The sequence below is a fragment of the Dongia sp. agr-C8 genome, from assembly GCF_054658695.1.
Window position 1 is genome coordinate 1,433,602 of record NZ_BAAGHZ010000001.1, and the last position, 15,514, is coordinate 1,449,115.

Consider the following 15,514-nt stretch of genomic DNA (forward strand, 5'->3'; position numbering starts at 1 on the left):
TGCGAAATCCGTTGCATCCTGCCTTCGCATTTGCAGAAGGGTCAAGTCCGAATCTTTACGAAACTGTCTCAAGCGCAGAGATAAATGTTCAAATGATGCGCGATCGATCGAAGGGATGAAATTAAATATTGCCCGCAAAGTGCGCGCCGCACCATGGACGACCCGGCCCAGTTCGGGCTCCGGCTTGACCCAAAAGAAAAGCGCCCGGCTTTCGCCGGGCGCCAGTCGAGGCATAAGCCTCAGCCACGAAGCCCAGGTCCGTGGGTGGGGAGACCGGGCCAGAGTTGGGCTTCGTCGGGCGCTTTTGCGGTTCCAGTCGGGGGTCCGAAACCGCAGCGCTTTTGATTATTCCATTCTCAACTGCTTCGCGTTCATCCTTCGCGGTGGATCCTCAATCGTCGCCGCAGCAGAGCGCGCCTGTGGCTGCACCCGCTGCACCGCCGATCAGCGCGCCGGCAACCGGTGCGCCGGTCAGCAGACCGATACCTGCGCCGCCCGCTGCGCCGATGGCGCCGCCGCTGACGGCTCGCTGTTCCCGGTTCGACATGCCTGAGCAGCCGGCCAGGAAGGCCACGAGTAGAACGCTCGCGATAACGCGCTTCATGGATAAGACTCCTTCTCACATTCCATGACCCGCGAGAGGTTCCCCCGTAGGGCGATTTCGCAGTGGAAAGGCCCTTCGGTCATCTCGCCTCAGTAAACGACCAAACGCGGCAAAAGTTCGCGGCCGGTGCTGCAAATTCGGAGCGAATTATCCGAGTCGTTTTTTCTGAGTTGAATTTCAGGCACTTAAGAGTGCGGATTCACGGCAGTGTGAATCCGCTCACGGCAGCCTGTGCCACAAACAAAAGCGCCCCGACCGCTGGAGCCGGGGCGCGTGTTGCCGCTCACGCAGAGCGCGGCGTCAGAGGCGGAACTGCAGGCTGATCGCCGGCTGCGGTTGCGGGACGACATAGACCGGCGGCGGCGGCGCGTAGTAGACGCGCGGCGGCGCTTCGTAATACACCGCCGGCGGCGGCGCGTAATAGACCCGCGGCGGCGGCGCATAATAATAGCCGTTGCGCACCACCACCGGACCCGGGCCCCAGCCGTGGCCGTGCTTCTTCCAATGCTTGCCGTGGTTCCAGCCGTTGCCGTTCCAGTCGTCGTCGGCCTGTGCGGTCGAGATGCCGGCCGCCATCAAAGCCAGACCGCCCGCGAGCGCGGCGGCGATCGTCTTCGATCCTTTCAAGCGCAACATGATTTCTCTCCACTCCTGTCGGGGGCGGTTCCTGCCCTGCGCAGGCCGCGATCCTCGTGACGGTGATCGGAATCGCGGTTCGTCCCCCTGCATACAACGCGCGAGCCTAATGAACCCAGCAGCCCGCCGCGGTCACTTCGCTGTGAAGGAGAGCCGCTAAGCCACTGGAGATTGCGGCAGAATCGTGGCGGGCCTGGCCGACGGGCGATCGATTTGACATTCCCGCGCAGGCGTGGATACTCGCAGCGCTTCGTGGCGATTTGAGCTCGGCTTGCGGCCACGTTAAACATGCAGCTAAAAGGGTCTGGGACACGCATTTTGCACCTCGACCTTGCCGGTCGGGGTGTTTTTGTGTCCGGAGGTTTTTGATTCCATGACGAGCAAACGCGAGATCAAGTCGCACTGGCGCAGCGCGACGCGGCTGGTGCATGCGGGCCAGTCCCGCTCGGGGTTCAAGGAAACCGCCGAGCCGGTCTATTTCACGTCCGGCTATATCTACGAGAGCGCGGAGGAGGCGGAAGCCGCCTTCAACAATTCGCAGCCGCGCTTCGTCTATTCGCGCTTCGGCAATCCGACCGTCGCCATGTTCGAGGAACGGATGGCGGATCTCGAAGGCGCCGAAGCCGCGCGCGGCACCGCGAGCGGCATGGCCGCGGTCTTCGCGGCACTCGCCTGCCAGGTGAAAGCGGGCGATCGCATCGTCTCGTCGGACGCCTTGTTCGGGTCCTGCCAGTTCATCCTGGCCGAGATCCTGCCGAAATGGGGCGTCGAATGCGTCTTCGTCGACGGGCGCGACAACGATGCCTGGAAGCAGGCGCTCGGCAAGCCGACCAAGGCGGTGTTCCTCGAGACGCCGAGCAACCCGAGCCTGCGGCTGGTCGATCTCGAGACAGTCAGCCAGCTCGCGCATGCGGCGGGCGCCACGGTGGTGGTCGATAACGTCTTCGCGACGCCGCTGCTGCAGCAACCTTTGAAGCTCGGCGCCGATGTCGTCGTCTATTCCGCGACCAAGCATATCGACGGCCAGGGGCGCACCCTGGGTGGCGTCATCCTGGGCACGCAGAAGTTCATCACCGAGATCCTGCAGCCTTTCCTGCGTCATACCGGCCCCAGCCTGAGCCCGATGAACGCCTGGGTGCTGCTGAAGGGCCTGGAGACGCTGGAGCTGCGGGTCACGCGTCAGGCCGCCAGCGCCGAGGCCATCGCGCGCAAGCTCGCCGGCCATCCCAAGCTCTCGCAGGTGCTCTACCCGACGCTGGAAGGCTTCCCGCAGCGCGCGCTGGCGCAGAAGCAGATGAACGGCGGCGGCACCATGGTCGGCTTCAGCCTGAAGGGCGGCAAGGCGGCGGCCTTCAAGTTCCTGAACGCGCTCGACCTGGTGCTCATTTCCAACAATCTCGGCGACGCTAAATCGCTGGCGACGCATCCGATGACCACGACCCACCAACGCCTCACCGCCGAGCAGCGCGCCGCGCAGGGCATCGACGATGGGCTGATCCGTGTCTCGGTCGGCCTCGAGGATGCGCAGGACTTGATCGAGGACCTGGAGCAGGCGCTCAGCGCGGTTTGACTTCAGTCGTCATGCCCGGGCTTGTCCCGGGCATCTGGTGCAGGTCGGCGCCAGATTGCCGGGTCGAGCCCGGCAATGACGGCGAGTTGAGATCACCGCGCCGCGGCCGAGGCTTCGGTGTCGTAGATCCCGAGGAAGCGGGTGATCTTGCCGTGCTGCACGGTGAAAACGTGCACCCATTCGCTCTCGAACACCTTGCCGGAGGAGCGCGCGGCGCAGCGTTCCCAGCCGAGCACGGTGACATGCGCACCGCCGGGGATGAACTCGCGCGGCTCGAAGGCCTGGATGTCGTCGGCGGCCGCGACGTCGGCGAACCACTGGGCGACCTGCGGCTTGGTGAAGCGGCCGGTATAGGCGAGGCGCTGCGGGCCGATGAAGCGCCAGTCGACGGCGTCGCTCAGCAGATCGACGACGGCGGCGATATCGCCGCGGCCGAAGGCATGATAGGCGGCGCGGACCACGTCCACGCCGGCATCGCTCAACAGCATGACTTCCTCCCCGTCGGGTTGTGCTGATCCTCCTTCGCCGCCGCTGCGACTTTGGATGCAGAGCAGGGGGCTTGCCGGAGCCCGGCCGGCCGGGGCAATATTGCACTGCACAATGATAAGAAGCCGTTTTGGGAGTAGGCGATGAGTGGCGAAAAGCGCGAGCAACCCTGGCTGTTCCGGACCTATTCCGGGCACAGCTCGGCCGCGGCCTCGAACGCGCTCTATCGCACCAATCTCGCGCGCGGCCAGACCGGGCTTTCGATCGCCTTCGACCTGCCGACCCAGACCGGCTACGACGCCGACCATGCGCTGGCCAAGGGCGAGGTCGGCAAGGTCGGCGTGCCGGTCTCGCATCTCGGCGACATGCTGACCCTGTTCGACGGCTTGCCGCTCGGCGAGATGAACACCTCGATGACCATCAACGCGACGGCGCCCTGGCTGTTCGCGCTCTATATCGCGGCGGCGGAGAAGCAAGGCGTCGCGCGGGCCAAGCTGCAGGGCACGGTGCAGAACGACATCATCAAGGAATATCTCTCGCGCGGCACTTATATCTTCCCGCCGAAGCCGTCGCTGAAGCTCATCACCGACGTCATCAGCTTCGCCTATCGCGAAGTGCCGAAGTGGAATCCGACCAACGTCTGCTCCTACCATTTGCAGGAAGCGGGGGCGACGCCGGTCCAGGAGCTGGCCTATGCATTGGCCACCGCGGTCTGCGTGCTTGACGGCGTGAAGCAGTCGGGCCAGGTGCCGGCGGCGGATCTGCCGCAGGTGGTCGGGCGCATCAGCTTCTTCGTCAACGCGGGCCTCAAGTTCATCACCGAGATGTGCAAGATGCGCGCCTTCGCGGAGCTCTGGGACGAGATCGCGCAGGAGCGCTACGGCGTCGCGGACCCGAAACTCAGGCGCTTCCGTTACGGCGTGCAGGTGAACAGCCTGGGGCTGACCGAGCAGCAGCCGGAGAACAACGTCTATCGCATCCTCTTAGAGATGCTGGCGGTCACCTTGAGCAAGAATGCGCGGGCGCGCGCGGTGCAGCTGCCGGCCTGGAACGAGGCGCTGGGATTGCCGCGGCCCTGGGACCAGCAATGGTCGCTGCGGCTGCAGCAGATCGTCGCCTTCGAGACCGATCTCCTGGAGTTCGACGACATCTTCGACGGCTCGCGCGCGATCACCGAGAAGGTGGAGGCGCTGAAGCGCGACGCCCGCGAGGAGCTGGCGCGGATCGACGCCATGGGCGGCGCAGTGGCCGCGATCGACAGCAGCTATATGAAGCAGCGCCTGGTGGAATCAAATGCGCGGCGGCTGGCGGCGATCGAGAGCGGCGAGCAGGTCGTGGTCGGCGTCAACAAGTTCACCGAGAGCGCGCCTTCGCCGCTCACCGCCGGCAGCGACGGCGGATTCATGAAAGTTGATGAGGCGGCCGAGAGCGAGCAGATCGCGCGGCTCAAGGCCTGGCGCGAGGGACGCGATGCCGCGGCGGTCGCAGCGGCGCTGCAGCGGCTGGAAGGCGATGCGCGATCCGGCGCCAATATCATGGAAGCCTCGATCGCTTGCGCCCATGCCGGCGTCACCACCGGCGAATGGGGCGCCGCCTTGCGCAAGGTGTTCGGCGAATACCGCGCGCCGACCGGCGTCGCGCGCGCCAGCGTCGAGATCGCGCGCAGCGATATCGGCAAGGTGCGCGGGCGTGTGGATGCGGTCTCGAAGCGGCTCGGCCGCCGGATCAAGATCCTGGTCGGCAAGCCCGGTCTCGACGGGCATTCCAACGGCGCCGAGCAGATCGCGGTCCGGGCGCGCGATGCCGGGATGGAAGTCGTCTATGAAGGCATCCGCCTCACCCCGGCGGAGATCGTCAACGCGGCGCTGGAGGAGGGCGTGCATGTGATCGGCCTCTCCATTCTTTCCGGCTCGCACGTCGCGCTGGTCGATGACGTGATGGCGCGGCTGAAGAAGGTCGGCCTCTCCGAGATCCCGGTCGTGGTCGGCGGCATCATTCCGCCCGAGGACGCGCAGCGGCTGCTGGCCGCCGGCGTCGCGCGGGTCTATACGCCGAAGGACTACGACCTCAACACGATCATGGGCGAGATCGTCGACCTCGTAGAAGCTCGCCGCCCCGAAGCCGCCTGATGTCCACACTTCCGCTCTATCGCCCGGCGCCGACGCCGCGGCATCGCGGCTTCGGCCATCCGTTCCAGGCGGAGCTCGCCGAGCTGCTGGCCTGGCGCCGCGACGTGCGGCATTTTCGGACCGACCCGATCCCCGAAGCCGTGGTCGATCGGCTGCTCGATCTCGCCTGCCTCGCGCCTTCGGTCGGCAATTCGCAGCCCTGGCGCTTCGTCGACGTCGCCTCGGCGGAGCGGCGCGCGGCGATCATCGCCAATTATCAGGCGGCGAATGCGGAGGCGCTCGGCGGCTATCGCGGCGAGCGCGCCGCGCTCTACGCCTCGCTGAAACTCTCCGGCCTGCAGGAAGCGCCGGTCCATCTCGCCGTCTTCTGCGATGAGACGACCGGGCAGGGGCTGGGCCTCGGGCGCAAGACCATGCCGGAGACCTTGCGCTATTCGGCGGTCATTGCGGTGCACACTTTGTGGCTGGCGGCGCGGGCGCGCGGGCTCGGCCTCGGCTGGGTCTCGATCCTTGATCCGCTGGCCGCGACCAAAAGTCTCGATGTTCCAGAGACCTGGTCCTTCGTCGCCTATCTCTGCCTCGGCTGGCCGATCGAGGACCAGGCCGAGCCGGAGTTGCAGCAGCGCGGCTGGCAGCCGCGCGAGGCCGCCTGCCGCCAGGTGCTGGCGCGCTGATCCGGCGCAAGCGGCGCTCTGGTCCGCATTTTCCCTTTAATCGCATAGTATTGTATGAATTTGCTGAGTGCCGCGCTTAGCGGTGCGTTAAAGTTTTGGTGATCGACTGCAATCCTGAAACCGGGGTGAGAGAGGGCTTCCCCAAAGGATGTCGGGCGCGCTGAACAGGGTGATGGAGCAAATCGGACCGGCGCTCGCCGTGCTCGGCCTGGGCACGGTCGCGCTGCTGTGCGGGATTGTGATCATCCTCATCGCCCGCAATGCCCGGCTGCGGGCCGCGGCCGATGAGGAGCGCGAACTCGCGCGCTTCCGCCAGCTGGCCGACGCGACCTTCAGCGGCGTCTTCGTCTATCGCGACAACGTCATTCTCGACGTCAACGTCGCGCTCTGCCGCTTCATGGGCTGCGAGCCCCAGGATCTCATCGGCCATTCGGTCTCCGGCTTCGTGGCGCCCTACGACCGCGAGCGCCTGGCGATGCGCATCCAGTCCGGCCAGTTCGAGAACGAGGAGTACGACGTCATCATCAAGTCCGGCGAGCGCCGCACTGTCGAGGTGATCACCCGCATGGTCGACTATCGCGGCGGCACGGCGCGCGTGACCGCGCTCCGCGACATCACCGACCGCAAGCGCGACGAGCTGTTTCGCGCCGAGGAGCGCCGCATCCTGACCGGCATCGCCGAGGACCAGCCGCTGAGCGACACGGTGGCGCAGGTCTGCAGCCTGGCCGAGGCGGCGATGCCGGAGGCGATCTGCTCGGTGCTGCTGGTGACTCCGGAGAACACCATGCGCACCGTCGCGGGACCGAAGCTGCCGCCGGAATACAGCGCCGCGATCGACGGCGCCATCATCGGGCCGAAGGCGGGATCCTGCGGCACCGCCGCCTATCGCGGCGAACGGGTGGTGGTCGAGGACATCGAGACCGATCCGCTCTGGGAAGACTACAAGCAGATCGCGCTGAAGCACGGCCTGCGCGCCTGCTGGTCGGTGCCGCTGATCGCCAAGAACGGGCGGGTGCTGGGCACCTTCGCCACCTACCACACGCGGCCCTATAAGCCGCTGCAGAGCGATTTCGAGGTGATCAACCGGTTGGCCTCGTATACCGCGATCGCGATCCATCGCAGCCAGCTCAATGCCGACCTGATCGCGGCGCGCGACCATGCCGAGGCGGCGAGTCAGGCGAAGTCGCAGTTCCTCGCCAACATGAGTCATGAATTGCGGACGCCGCTCAACGCGATCCTCGGCTTCAGCGAGATCATCTCGAGCCAGTCGTTCGGCCCCGACGCACAGCAGCGCTATGCCGAGTATGCCAGCGACATCCATGAGAGCGGCTCGTACCTGCTGCTGCTGATCAACGATATCCTGGACGTGGCACGGGTCGAGGCCGGCAAGGTGCGGATCAACCGCGAGCACTGCGCCGTGGCCAGGGCGGTCGAGGAGCAGCTTCGCGTAGCGCGCCGCGCCTATCCGGATTGCGCCCGGATCATGGTGCAGATCGGCGCCGACTGCCCCGACCTGCTGGTCGATCGGCGGGCCTTCGGCCAGATTCTGCTCAACGTGGTCGGCAATGCCTGCAAGTTCACGCCGCCGGAGGGCCAGATCACCATCTCCTGCGACTGGCAGGTCGCCGGCCTGCGGCTGACCGTCACCGACACCGGCCCCGGCATCCCGGCCAACATGATCGAAGAAATGGGCAAGCCGTTCCGCCAGGTCGAGAACGCCTACAGCCGCCGCCATTCCGGGACCGGCCTCGGCCTCTACATTTCGCGTTCGCTGATGCGCCTGCACGGCGGCGCGCTCGAGATCGCCAGCACGCTCGGCAAGGGCACGGCCGTTACCCTCAACTTCCCGGAGGATTGCGTGCTGCGGGCGCTGGACCTGCCGGCCCGCGCCGCGGGCGAGTAGCTAGTCTAGAGCCCGACCTGCCCGCGGTGTCGGAGCAGGTGATCCGCCAGCACCACCGCCATCATCGCTTCGCCGACCGGCACGGCGCGGATGCCGACGCAGGGGTCGTGGCGGCCGGTGGTGGAGGTTTCGACCTCGTCGCCGGCGACAGTGACGCTCTTGCGCGGGGTATTGATCGAGCTGGTCGGCTTCACCGCGAAACGCAGGACGATGTCCTGCCCGGTCGAGAGGCCGCCCAGGATGCCGCCCGCCTTGTTGGAGAGGAACGCGACTTTGCCGTTCTCCATGCGCATCTCGTCGGCGTTCTCTTCGCCGGTGAGTTCGGCTGCCGCGAAGCCGGCGCCGATCTCGACGCCCTTGACCGCGTTGATGCTCATCATCGCCGCGGCGAGATCGGCGTCGAGCTTGCCGTAGAGTGGGGCGCCGAGGCCGACCGGCACGTTGCGGGCGACCACCTCGATGACGGCGCCGGTGGAAGAGCCGGCCTTGCGGGTGGCGTCGAGATGGTCTTCCCAGGTCGCGACGATGGCGGCATCCGGTGACCAGAACGGGTTGCGCTCGGTCTCGGCCCAATCCCAGCGGTCGCGGTCGATCTTATGCGGGCCGATCTGCACCAGCGCGCCCTGGATCTCCACCGGCTTCGGCAAGATGTGGTTCAGGACTTCGCGGGCGACGGCGCCGGCGGCGACCCGGCTCGCGGTCTCGCGGGCCGAGGAGCGGCCGCCGCCGCGATAGTCCCGCACCCCGTATTTGGCCCAGTAGGTGTAGTCGGCATGGCCGGGACGGAACTGGTCCTTGATCTTCGAATAGTCCTTGCTGCGCTGGTCCTCGTTCTGGATCAGCAGCGAGATCGGCGTGCCGGTGCTCCGGTCCTCGAACACGCCGGAGAGGATCTGGACGGCGTCGGGCTCGCGACGCTGGGTCACGAAGCGCGACTGGCCGGGCTTGCGGCGGTCGAGCCAGTGCTGGATCCGCTCGGCCTTCAAGGTGATGCCGGGCGGCGTCCCGTCGACCACGCAGCCGATCGCCGGCCCATGGCTCTCGCCCCAGGTCGTGAAGCGAAACAGATGACCGAAGCTGTTGTGCGACATGGAAGCTGCTTCAGTCGCCGTTGCGGCCGCTGAAGTTCTTCAGCATCTCCGCGAGCTCGCCGGCGGAATCCGTGCGCATCATGCCGACCGTGTTGTAGCCGCCATCGACATGGTGCATCTCGCCGGTGACGCCCCGCGCGAGATCGCTGAGCAGATAGAGCCCGGCTCCACCCACGTCATCGATGGTGACATTGCGCTTCAGCGGCGCATTGAGCTCGTTCCAGCGCAGGATGTGCCGGAAGTCGCCGATGCCGGAAGCCGCCAGGGTCTTGATCGGGCCGGCCGAGATCGCATTGACACGGATGTTATCCGGGCCGAGATCGGCCGCGAGATAGCGCACCGAGGCTTCCAGCGCCGCCTTGGCGACGCCCATCACGTTGTAATGCGGCATCACCTTCTCGGCGCCGAAGTAGGAGAGGGTAAGGAGACTGCCGCCCTTCGACATCAGCGCTCGCGCCCGCTGGCAGACCGCGGTGAAGGAAAAGCAGGAGATGTCCATGGTCAGCGCGAAATTCCTGCGCGACGTATCGACGTAGAGCCCCTTCAATTCGTCCTTGTCGGAGAAGGCGATGGCATGGACCACGAAATCGAGGCTGCCCCAGCTCGACTTGATCGCCTCGAAGGTCTTGTCGATGCTGGCGTCGTCGGTGACGTCGCAGGGCAGTAGGATCTTCGCGCCGACCGATTGCGCGAGCGGGCGCACGCGCTTTTCCAGCGCTTCGCCCTGGAAGGTGAAGGCGAGCTCCGCGCCCTGGTCGGCGGCGGCCTTGGCAATGCCCCAGGCAATCGACCGGTCGTTGGCGACGCCCATGATCAGGCCGCGCTTGCCGGTCATCAGCCCACGGTTTTCCGTCATTTCTGGAACCTTGATGCGAGAGAGGAATCAGCGAGTTTATCGCCGCATCCTACACCATTAACGGTTCCGGTCAATTGAGCGGGGGGTGTTTCGGATGGCCGAGAGTGGCTGTTTTTCAATGGGTTATGGCCCGCAGCTTCATCGCTGCGCGTCACCCAAGGCTTGGCCGTGGGGGCGACGAGTTTCTATACTTGGGCTCGGTACCGGCTGCTCGAAACTCGTGGATGCCCGAGGCGAAGCCCCGGATCAAGTCCGGGGATTGGCGGGACGGCAGCGCGTGCGAAGCGAGCCTTAGCTTTTCGAGAACTTGTCCCGCACGTCCTGGTCGGCGGCGGCGGATTTGGCCCAGCGTTCGACCGCCTGCTCGAGCTCCGAGTCCATCTGGCGGGGCAGGACGACGACGAAGCGCACGTATTGGTCGCCGCGATGGCCCTTGGCGTCGACGACCCCCTTGCCCTTCAGGCGGAGTTGGGTCCCGGTGTTGCTGCCCTTCGGCACCTTCAGCGACACGTTGCCGTCGATGGTCGGGACGGTGATCTGGCCGCCCAGCACCGCCTCGCCGAGGGAGATCGGGCATTCGAGAAGAATGTCGCTGCCCTCGCGCTCGAAAAAGGCATGCGGCTTCACGGCGATCTCGACATAGGCGTCGCCGTTCGGCGCGCCGCCCTGGCCGGGGAGGCCCTGGCTCTTCAGCCGCAGGCTCTGGCCGTCCACCGTCCCGGGCGGGATGGTGATGTCGAGGGTCTTGCCGTCGCTCAAGGTCAGCCGCTTCTTGGCGCCGCGCGCGGCTTCCAGGAAGGCGACCTCGGCCTTGTAGGTGACATCGGCGCCGCGCATCTTCATGCCGGCACGCTGGCCCCCACCACCACTGGCGCGCTGGCCGAAATTGAAGAAGTCCCGGAACAGGTCCTCGGCGAAGGAATCGTCGACTCCGACATCGGCCGCGCGCGGTCCGCGCCGGGCGCCCGCACCCGCGCCGGTAGCACCGCCCCAGCCGCGCCCGCCCGCGCCGCCCCAGCCGCGCGGGTTGCCGTTCTCGTCGATCTCGCCGGCGTCGAACTTGCGCCGTTTCTCGGCGTCGCTCAGCAGGTCGTAGGCGGCGGTGGCCTCCTTGAACTGGGTCTCGACCTTCTTGTTGCCGGGGTTGACGTCGGGGTGCAGCTTCTTCGCCAGCTTGCGATAAGCCTTCTTGATCTCGTCCGCCGATGCGCCCTGGGAAACGCCGAGAATCTTGTACGGGTCAGCCATAAACTTCAGTCTCCTCCGCGCCCAAAGGTAAGGTCTACCCCATATCCCTACAAGGGGGAGGGTGGCCGGGCCTCCGAGGTTCTGGATGTTGTGTGCGGCCTAATCGCCGCTATTGTTGCCACGAAGTCGAAGGCAATATCCGCCCCAGAGAACGACCCCAGGGCAGTACCGAGTGAGCCATGACCAGCACCGAGACCGAGTCCACCGCCAGCATCCATTCCTGGGACGAGCCGTTCCGCCAGTTCGAAGCCTGGTTTGCCGAGGCCGAGAAGTCCGAGCCCAACGACCCCAACGGCATGGCCCTGGCGACCGTCGGCGCCGACGGCATGCCCTCGGTACGGATGGTGCTTCTGAAGGGCTACGACGAGCAGGGCTTCGTCTTCTACACCAATTATGAGAGCCGCAAGGGCAGGCAGATCCTGGGCGCGATGAAAGCCGCCCTGCTGTTCCATTGGAAGTCGCTCCGGCGCCAGGTCCGGGTCGAAGGCGAGGTCGAGAGCGTGACCGACGCCGAGGCGGACGCGTATTTCCAGAGCCGGCCGAAGGCGAGCCAGATCGGCGCCTGGGCCTCGCAGCAGTCACGGCCCTTGAAGGGACGCTTCGAGCTTGAAGCCCGGGTCGCGCAGTTCACCGCCAAATATGCGATCGGCCAGGTGCCGCGCCCGCCCTACTGGTCGGGCTTCCGGATCAAGCCGCGGCTGATCGAGTTCTGGGAGGACCGGCCGTTCCGACTGCACGACCGAACGGTCTATCATCGCAATGCCGCCGGGCCGGGGTCGGCGGGCGGCTGGACCACCGAGAAGCTGTTTCCGTAATGGCTGTTTCCGAAAAATCCGCATCCCTGATGCGCGCCGCCGGGGTGGCCTCGGTCAGCGTCGCGACCTTGCTGATCGCGATCAAGCTCTATGCCTTCATCGCGACCAATTCGGTCAGCATGCTCTCCTCGCTGTTCGATTCCGCGCTGGATCTCGGCGCGTCCCTGGTCAATCTCTTCGCCATCCGCACGGCGGTGACGCCGGCCGACGCCGAGCACCGTTTCGGCCACGGCAAGGCGGAGCCGCTGGCCGGCCTGGTGCAGGTCGCCTTCATCCTGGGGTCCTCGCTGCTGCTGCTGTTCGAGGTCGGAAAGCACTTCTTCTATCGCGAGGCGGTCGAGCAGGAAGGCGTCGGCATCGTGGTGATGGTGGTCTCGATCGGCCTCACGTTGGTGCTGATCCTGTTCCAGCGGCACGTGATCCGGCAGACCGAATCCATGGCGGTCCATGCGGATTCGGCCCATTACTTCACCGATTTCCTCGCCAACCTCGCGGTCATCGTGTCGCTGCTGCTGACCAGCCTGTTCGGCTGGTGGTGGATCGATCCGCTGTTCGGCCTGCTGGTCGCGCTGTTCATCGCTTTCTCCGCGCTCTCGATCGGGCGCGCCGCCCTCGACATGCTGATGGACCGCGAGATGGACGACCAGGACCGGGACCGCATCAAGCTGATCATCCGGTCCAATCCCGAGGTGATCGACCTGCATGAGCTGCGCACCCGGGTCGCCGGGCAGGATCGCTTCATCCAGTTTCACCTGGACCTGAAGCCAGATATCACCCTGAAGGACGCGCATCGGATTTCCGATGCCGTCGAGGCCAGCCTGCTCGAGGCATTCCCCGGCGCTGAAATCATCGTCCACCAGGACCCGCTGGGCGCGGACCGCGTCATTCGGCGGTTCGGATAGCAGGGGACCTATGAGCAGTTCATCCCGCAAGACCGTGGTCCTGACCGGCGCCAGCCGCGGCATCGGCCATGCCACCGTGCAGCGCTTCAGCGCCGAGGGCTGGAGCATCATCACCTGCTCGCGCGAGGCGATCCCGGAAGAGTGCAAGGCCGATCCCAACTGGACCCATCACATCACCGCCGATCTCGCGAACACCGCCGACACCGAGCATTTCATCGAGGAGGCGCTGAAAGTCCTGGGCGACCAGCCGGTCCACGCCCTGGTGAACAACGCCGCGATCAGCCCGAAGACCGCGTTCAAGGAGCGGCTCGGCTGTCTGAACGGCGACGTCGATGCCTGGCGCGAGGTGTTCGAATTGAACTTCTTCGCACCGCTGATCCTGGCCCGCGGCTTCGCCAAGCCGCTGCACAAGGGCAAGGGGACGATCGTCAACATCACCTCGATCGCCGGCCATGCGATCCACCCCTTCGCCGGTTCCGCCTATTCAACCTCGAAGGCGGCACTGTCGGCGCTGACCCGCGAGCTCGCCGTGGAGTTCGCGAACCTCGGCGTGCGGGTCAATGCCGTGGCGCCCGGCGAGATCGAGACCGCGATGGTCGGTCCCGAATACGAGGCGCTCATCCCACGGATTCCGATGGGCCGCATGGGCACGGTGGACGAGGTGGCGGGCGTGGTCTACCAGCTCTGCGGCTCGGATTTCTCCTACGTCACCGGGACCGAGATCTTTCTCACCGGCGGCCAGCATCTGTTCTAGCGAACACCCAACTGGCGGTCATGCCAAGGCCAAGACTTGGGATAACGAGCGAGTGTAAGGGCGACTGCGAGGAGAGCCTAGCTTGCCTGCGCCGCCAGCCGCTTGAACCAGTCCCTGCGGCCTTCGATTTCCGCGATCTCGTGATCCAGCCAGTCGACCAGCAACCCACCGCCTTCGGCATGGTGGGCGCGCAAATCCAGGAGGCGAGTCAATTCGCGCTCACAGGCTTCTTCCAGGGCTTCGGCCTGGAGGCGCTGCTCTTCCGGTGAAAGCGTCTCGAAGAAGTGCAGCTTCAGGGCGATGATCAACTTGTTGACCTCGCCCATGGGGCCGCGGAGGTTCGCGGTCATCAGACGGCGCAATTCGGCGCGGCCGGATTCGGTCAGCAGCATGACCTGCTGGTCATGCGGTGCTTTCGGGTTCTGCGCCTCTATCAGGCCTTCGACCTTGAACAGCTCCAGCGACGGCCCGAGCAATTCCAAGGACGGGCCGACGATGCGCTGGGCGAAATGCCGGATCTCGCGGGCGAGATCGGCATAGGCGCGCGGTCCCCTGGCCAGCAGGCCCAGGGCCGCGAGACGCACCGCTTCGGACGGGACCAGGCTGTTATCCTTGTACATGGCCTATTGTACCGTGCCGCCGCGCGCGGTGTCCAATGACGCTCCGGTGCGGCCCAACACCCGCGGCGCCGCCAGAGCCACGATCAGCATGGCCGCGGCGAGGGCGAGCAGCGCCAGGCGCAGGCTGAAGGTCTCGGCAAAGACGCCGATCAGCGGCGGGCTCAGCAGGAATCCGGCATAGCCGCAGGTCGCCGCCATCGCGACGCCGATCGCGGGATGATCGGGCACCGCGCGGCCGCCGGCGCTGAACATGACCGGGATGATGTTGGCGATGCCGATTCCGGCCAGGGCGTAGCCGAGGATCGCGGTCTCGACCGCCGGCAAGGCGAGGGGGATGGCGAGGCCGACCACCGCAATCGCCGCGCCGAAGGCGACCACCTTGGCGGCGCCGAGAGCATGCACGATCCGGTCGCCGACGAAGCGGCCGATCATCATGGTGACGGCGAAGCTGCCGTAACCCCAGGCGGCGACGGCCGTGGTCGTTCCGGTCTCCGTCACCAGATAGACACCGGCCCAGTCGGCGATCGCACCCTCGGCGAACATGGTGAGGAAGGCAAGGCTGCCGACCAGAAGTGCTGCGCGGCTGGGGAGCGCGAAGCCGACCGGGGCCTCGCGCGGTCCGGTGTCCGGCACCTGCAAGCTGCCGGCAAAGCCGATCACCAGCAAGGCGCCCCAAAGCCCGGCGCAGCTCATCGTCGCCATGGGGCCGAAGCCGGCGGCGAGGATGGCGCTGCCGGCACCGGCGCCGACCAGGCAGCCGAGACTGAAGGCGGCGTGGAAGGAAGACATGATCGGCCGGCCATGGAGTTTCTCCACGACCGCGCCATGGCCGTTCATGGCGACGTCCATGGCGCCGTTGCAGGCGCCGAACAGCAGGATCGCGAGGCTGAGAGTCACCAGATTCGGCATGAAGGCGGGGATCGGCACCACGACCACGAAAGCGAGACCGGTCAGCAGCGCGACGCGGGCCGAGCCGAAGCGGGCCGCGATATGCCCGGTCATGGTCATGGTGAGTATGGCGCCGATCGCGAAGGCCAAGAGCACCATGCTGAGCTGGAAGTCGGAGAGGCCATAGATCAGCTTGATCGGCGCGATGGTCGCCGCCCAGAGGCCGATGCCGCTGCCGTTGGCGAGGAACAGCGCGGTCACGGCGAGGCGCGGGCGCAGGGCGGATCCCGGCTTCGTCGGCTGAAATGTGGCAGTCATCGAAGCCTGCTTGCGAGACT

At 66.3% G+C, this 15,514-nt stretch carries 15 protein-coding genes and 1 riboswitch; of the genes, 7 read left to right on the top strand and 8 right to left on the bottom strand.

Going from position 1 to position 15,514, the window contains the following annotated elements; translation table 11 throughout:
- Window positions 1-391: 391 nt before the first annotated feature.
- Both ACYQ4T_RS06595 and ACYQ4T_RS06600 read right to left on the bottom strand, forming a co-directional pair.
- A complete protein-coding gene (locus ACYQ4T_RS06595; protein WP_459851664.1) occupies window positions 392-604 on the bottom strand; it encodes a YMGG-like glycine zipper-containing protein in 213 nt (70 codons plus the stop codon).
- A gap of 300 nt (window positions 605-904) precedes the next feature.
- Window positions 905-1,240, bottom strand: a complete 336-nt coding sequence (locus ACYQ4T_RS06600) for a hypothetical protein (protein WP_459851666.1) — start codon at window positions 1,238-1,240, stop codon at window positions 905-907.
- A gap of 242 nt (window positions 1,241-1,482) precedes the next feature.
- Window positions 1,483-1,559: riboswitch (SAM riboswitch) on the top strand.
- A gap of 54 nt (window positions 1,560-1,613) precedes the next feature.
- On the opposite strand from ACYQ4T_RS06600, the gene metZ reads away from it, so the two are divergent.
- Window positions 1,614-2,810: an O-succinylhomoserine sulfhydrylase gene (gene metZ, locus ACYQ4T_RS06605; protein WP_459851668.1), complete on the top strand. Its 1,197-nt coding sequence runs from the start codon at window positions 1,614-1,616 to the stop codon at window positions 2,808-2,810.
- A gap of 92 nt (window positions 2,811-2,902) precedes the next feature.
- Here the strand turns inward: metZ and ACYQ4T_RS06610 are convergent, their stop codons facing one another.
- On the bottom strand, window positions 2,903-3,298 hold the full coding sequence (locus tag ACYQ4T_RS06610; RefSeq protein ID WP_459851670.1) for a nuclear transport factor 2 family protein: 396 nt from the start codon (window positions 3,296-3,298) through the stop codon (window positions 2,903-2,905).
- A gap of 141 nt (window positions 3,299-3,439) precedes the next feature.
- On the opposite strand from ACYQ4T_RS06610, the gene ACYQ4T_RS06615 reads away from it, so the two are divergent.
- The 3 genes from ACYQ4T_RS06615 to ACYQ4T_RS06625 all read left to right on the top strand — a co-directional run bounded on the left by ACYQ4T_RS06615 (window position 3,440) and on the right by ACYQ4T_RS06625 (window position 8,002).
- Complete coding sequence (locus ACYQ4T_RS06615; protein ID WP_459851673.1) at window positions 3,440-5,425, top strand: methylmalonyl-CoA mutase family protein; 1,986 nt, start codon at window positions 3,440-3,442, stop codon at window positions 5,423-5,425.
- A complete protein-coding gene (bluB, locus tag ACYQ4T_RS06620; protein WP_459851676.1) occupies window positions 5,425-6,099 on the top strand; it encodes a 5,6-dimethylbenzimidazole synthase in 675 nt (224 codons plus the stop codon). The genes ACYQ4T_RS06615 and bluB overlap by 1 nt, the downstream gene beginning before the upstream one ends.
- 172 nt (window positions 6,100-6,271) lie before the next feature.
- Complete coding sequence (locus ACYQ4T_RS06625; protein ID WP_459851679.1) at window positions 6,272-8,002, top strand: sensor histidine kinase; 1,731 nt, start codon at window positions 6,272-6,274, stop codon at window positions 8,000-8,002.
- 5 nt (window positions 8,003-8,007) lie between these two features.
- On the opposite strand, the gene aroC is transcribed toward ACYQ4T_RS06625, so the two are convergent.
- From aroC to ACYQ4T_RS06640, 3 genes are all read right to left on the bottom strand, one after another.
- Window positions 8,008-9,093 carry a chorismate synthase gene (aroC, locus tag ACYQ4T_RS06630; protein ID WP_459851682.1) on the bottom strand — a complete coding sequence of 362 codons (1,086 nt, stop codon included), beginning with the start codon at window positions 9,091-9,093 and terminating at the stop codon, window positions 8,008-8,010.
- A gap of 10 nt (window positions 9,094-9,103) precedes the next feature.
- Entirely contained in the window at window positions 9,104-9,949 is an 846-nt protein-coding gene (gene fabI / locus ACYQ4T_RS06635) for an enoyl-ACP reductase FabI (RefSeq protein ID WP_459851684.1), read from the bottom strand.
- A gap of 291 nt (window positions 9,950-10,240) precedes the next feature.
- Complete coding sequence (locus tag ACYQ4T_RS06640) at window positions 10,241-11,197, bottom strand: DnaJ C-terminal domain-containing protein (RefSeq protein WP_459851687.1); 957 nt, start codon at window positions 11,195-11,197, stop codon at window positions 10,241-10,243.
- Between the two features lie 179 nt (window positions 11,198-11,376).
- On the opposite strand from ACYQ4T_RS06640, the gene pdxH reads away from it, so the two are divergent.
- From pdxH to ACYQ4T_RS06655, 3 genes are read left to right on the top strand one after another with little or no spacing between them, the layout of a single operon-like run.
- Window positions 11,377-12,012 carry a pyridoxamine 5'-phosphate oxidase gene (gene pdxH, locus ACYQ4T_RS06645; RefSeq protein WP_459851689.1) on the top strand — a complete coding sequence of 212 codons (636 nt, stop codon included), beginning with the start codon at window positions 11,377-11,379 and terminating at the stop codon, window positions 12,010-12,012.
- Window positions 12,012-12,914 (top strand): cation diffusion facilitator family transporter, encoded by a 903-nt coding sequence (locus ACYQ4T_RS06650; protein WP_459851691.1) that lies wholly within the window; start codon window positions 12,012-12,014, stop codon window positions 12,912-12,914. Before pdxH ends, ACYQ4T_RS06650 begins: the two co-directional genes overlap by 1 nt.
- Before the next feature lie 10 nt (window positions 12,915-12,924).
- Window positions 12,925-13,668, top strand: coding sequence for an SDR family NAD(P)-dependent oxidoreductase (locus tag ACYQ4T_RS06655; RefSeq protein ID WP_459851693.1), 744 nt, complete (start codon window positions 12,925-12,927; stop codon window positions 13,666-13,668).
- Between the two features lie 77 nt (window positions 13,669-13,745).
- On the opposite strand, the gene ACYQ4T_RS06660 is transcribed toward ACYQ4T_RS06655, so the two are convergent.
- On the bottom strand, window positions 13,746-14,288 hold the full coding sequence (locus tag ACYQ4T_RS06660; protein WP_459851696.1) for a hypothetical protein: 543 nt from the start codon (window positions 14,286-14,288) through the stop codon (window positions 13,746-13,748).
- A 3-nt stretch (window positions 14,289-14,291) separates the two neighbouring features.
- Entirely contained in the window at window positions 14,292-15,494 is a 1,203-nt protein-coding gene (locus ACYQ4T_RS06665) for an MFS transporter (RefSeq protein WP_459851698.1), read from the bottom strand.
- Window positions 15,495-15,514 lie beyond the last annotated feature (20 nt).

Bases quoted from the DNA above. Each gene is read 5' to 3' on its own strand.
- ACYQ4T_RS06595 (WP_459851664.1), bottom strand. From the start codon at position 604: ATGAAGCGCGTTATCGCGAGCGTTCTACTCGTGGCCTTCCTGGCCGGC.
- ACYQ4T_RS06600 (WP_459851666.1), bottom strand. From the start codon at position 1,240: ATGTTGCGCTTGAAAGGATCGAAGACGATCGCCGCCGCGCTCGCGGGC.
- metZ (WP_459851668.1), top strand. From the start codon at position 1,614: ATGACGAGCAAACGCGAGATCAAGTCGCACTGGCGCAGCGCGACGCGG.
- ACYQ4T_RS06610 (WP_459851670.1), bottom strand. From the start codon at position 3,298: ATGCTGTTGAGCGATGCCGGCGTGGACGTGGTCCGCGCCGCCTATCAT.
- ACYQ4T_RS06615 (WP_459851673.1), top strand. From the start codon at position 3,440: ATGAGTGGCGAAAAGCGCGAGCAACCCTGGCTGTTCCGGACCTATTCC.
- bluB (WP_459851676.1), top strand. From the start codon at position 5,425: ATGTCCACACTTCCGCTCTATCGCCCGGCGCCGACGCCGCGGCATCGC.
- ACYQ4T_RS06625 (WP_459851679.1), top strand. From the start codon at position 6,272: ATGGAGCAAATCGGACCGGCGCTCGCCGTGCTCGGCCTGGGCACGGTC.
- aroC (WP_459851682.1), bottom strand. From the start codon at position 9,093: ATGTCGCACAACAGCTTCGGTCATCTGTTTCGCTTCACGACCTGGGGC.
- fabI (WP_459851684.1), bottom strand. From the start codon at position 9,949: ATGACGGAAAACCGTGGGCTGATGACCGGCAAGCGCGGCCTGATCATG.
- ACYQ4T_RS06640 (WP_459851687.1), bottom strand. From the start codon at position 11,197: ATGGCTGACCCGTACAAGATTCTCGGCGTTTCCCAGGGCGCATCGGCG.
- pdxH (WP_459851689.1), top strand. From the start codon at position 11,377: ATGACCAGCACCGAGACCGAGTCCACCGCCAGCATCCATTCCTGGGAC.
- ACYQ4T_RS06650 (WP_459851691.1), top strand. From the start codon at position 12,012: ATGGCTGTTTCCGAAAAATCCGCATCCCTGATGCGCGCCGCCGGGGTG.
- ACYQ4T_RS06655 (WP_459851693.1), top strand. From the start codon at position 12,925: ATGAGCAGTTCATCCCGCAAGACCGTGGTCCTGACCGGCGCCAGCCGC.
- ACYQ4T_RS06660 (WP_459851696.1), bottom strand. From the start codon at position 14,288: ATGTACAAGGATAACAGCCTGGTCCCGTCCGAAGCGGTGCGTCTCGCG.
- ACYQ4T_RS06665 (WP_459851698.1), bottom strand. From the start codon at position 15,494: ATGACTGCCACATTTCAGCCGACGAAGCCGGGATCCGCCCTGCGCCCG.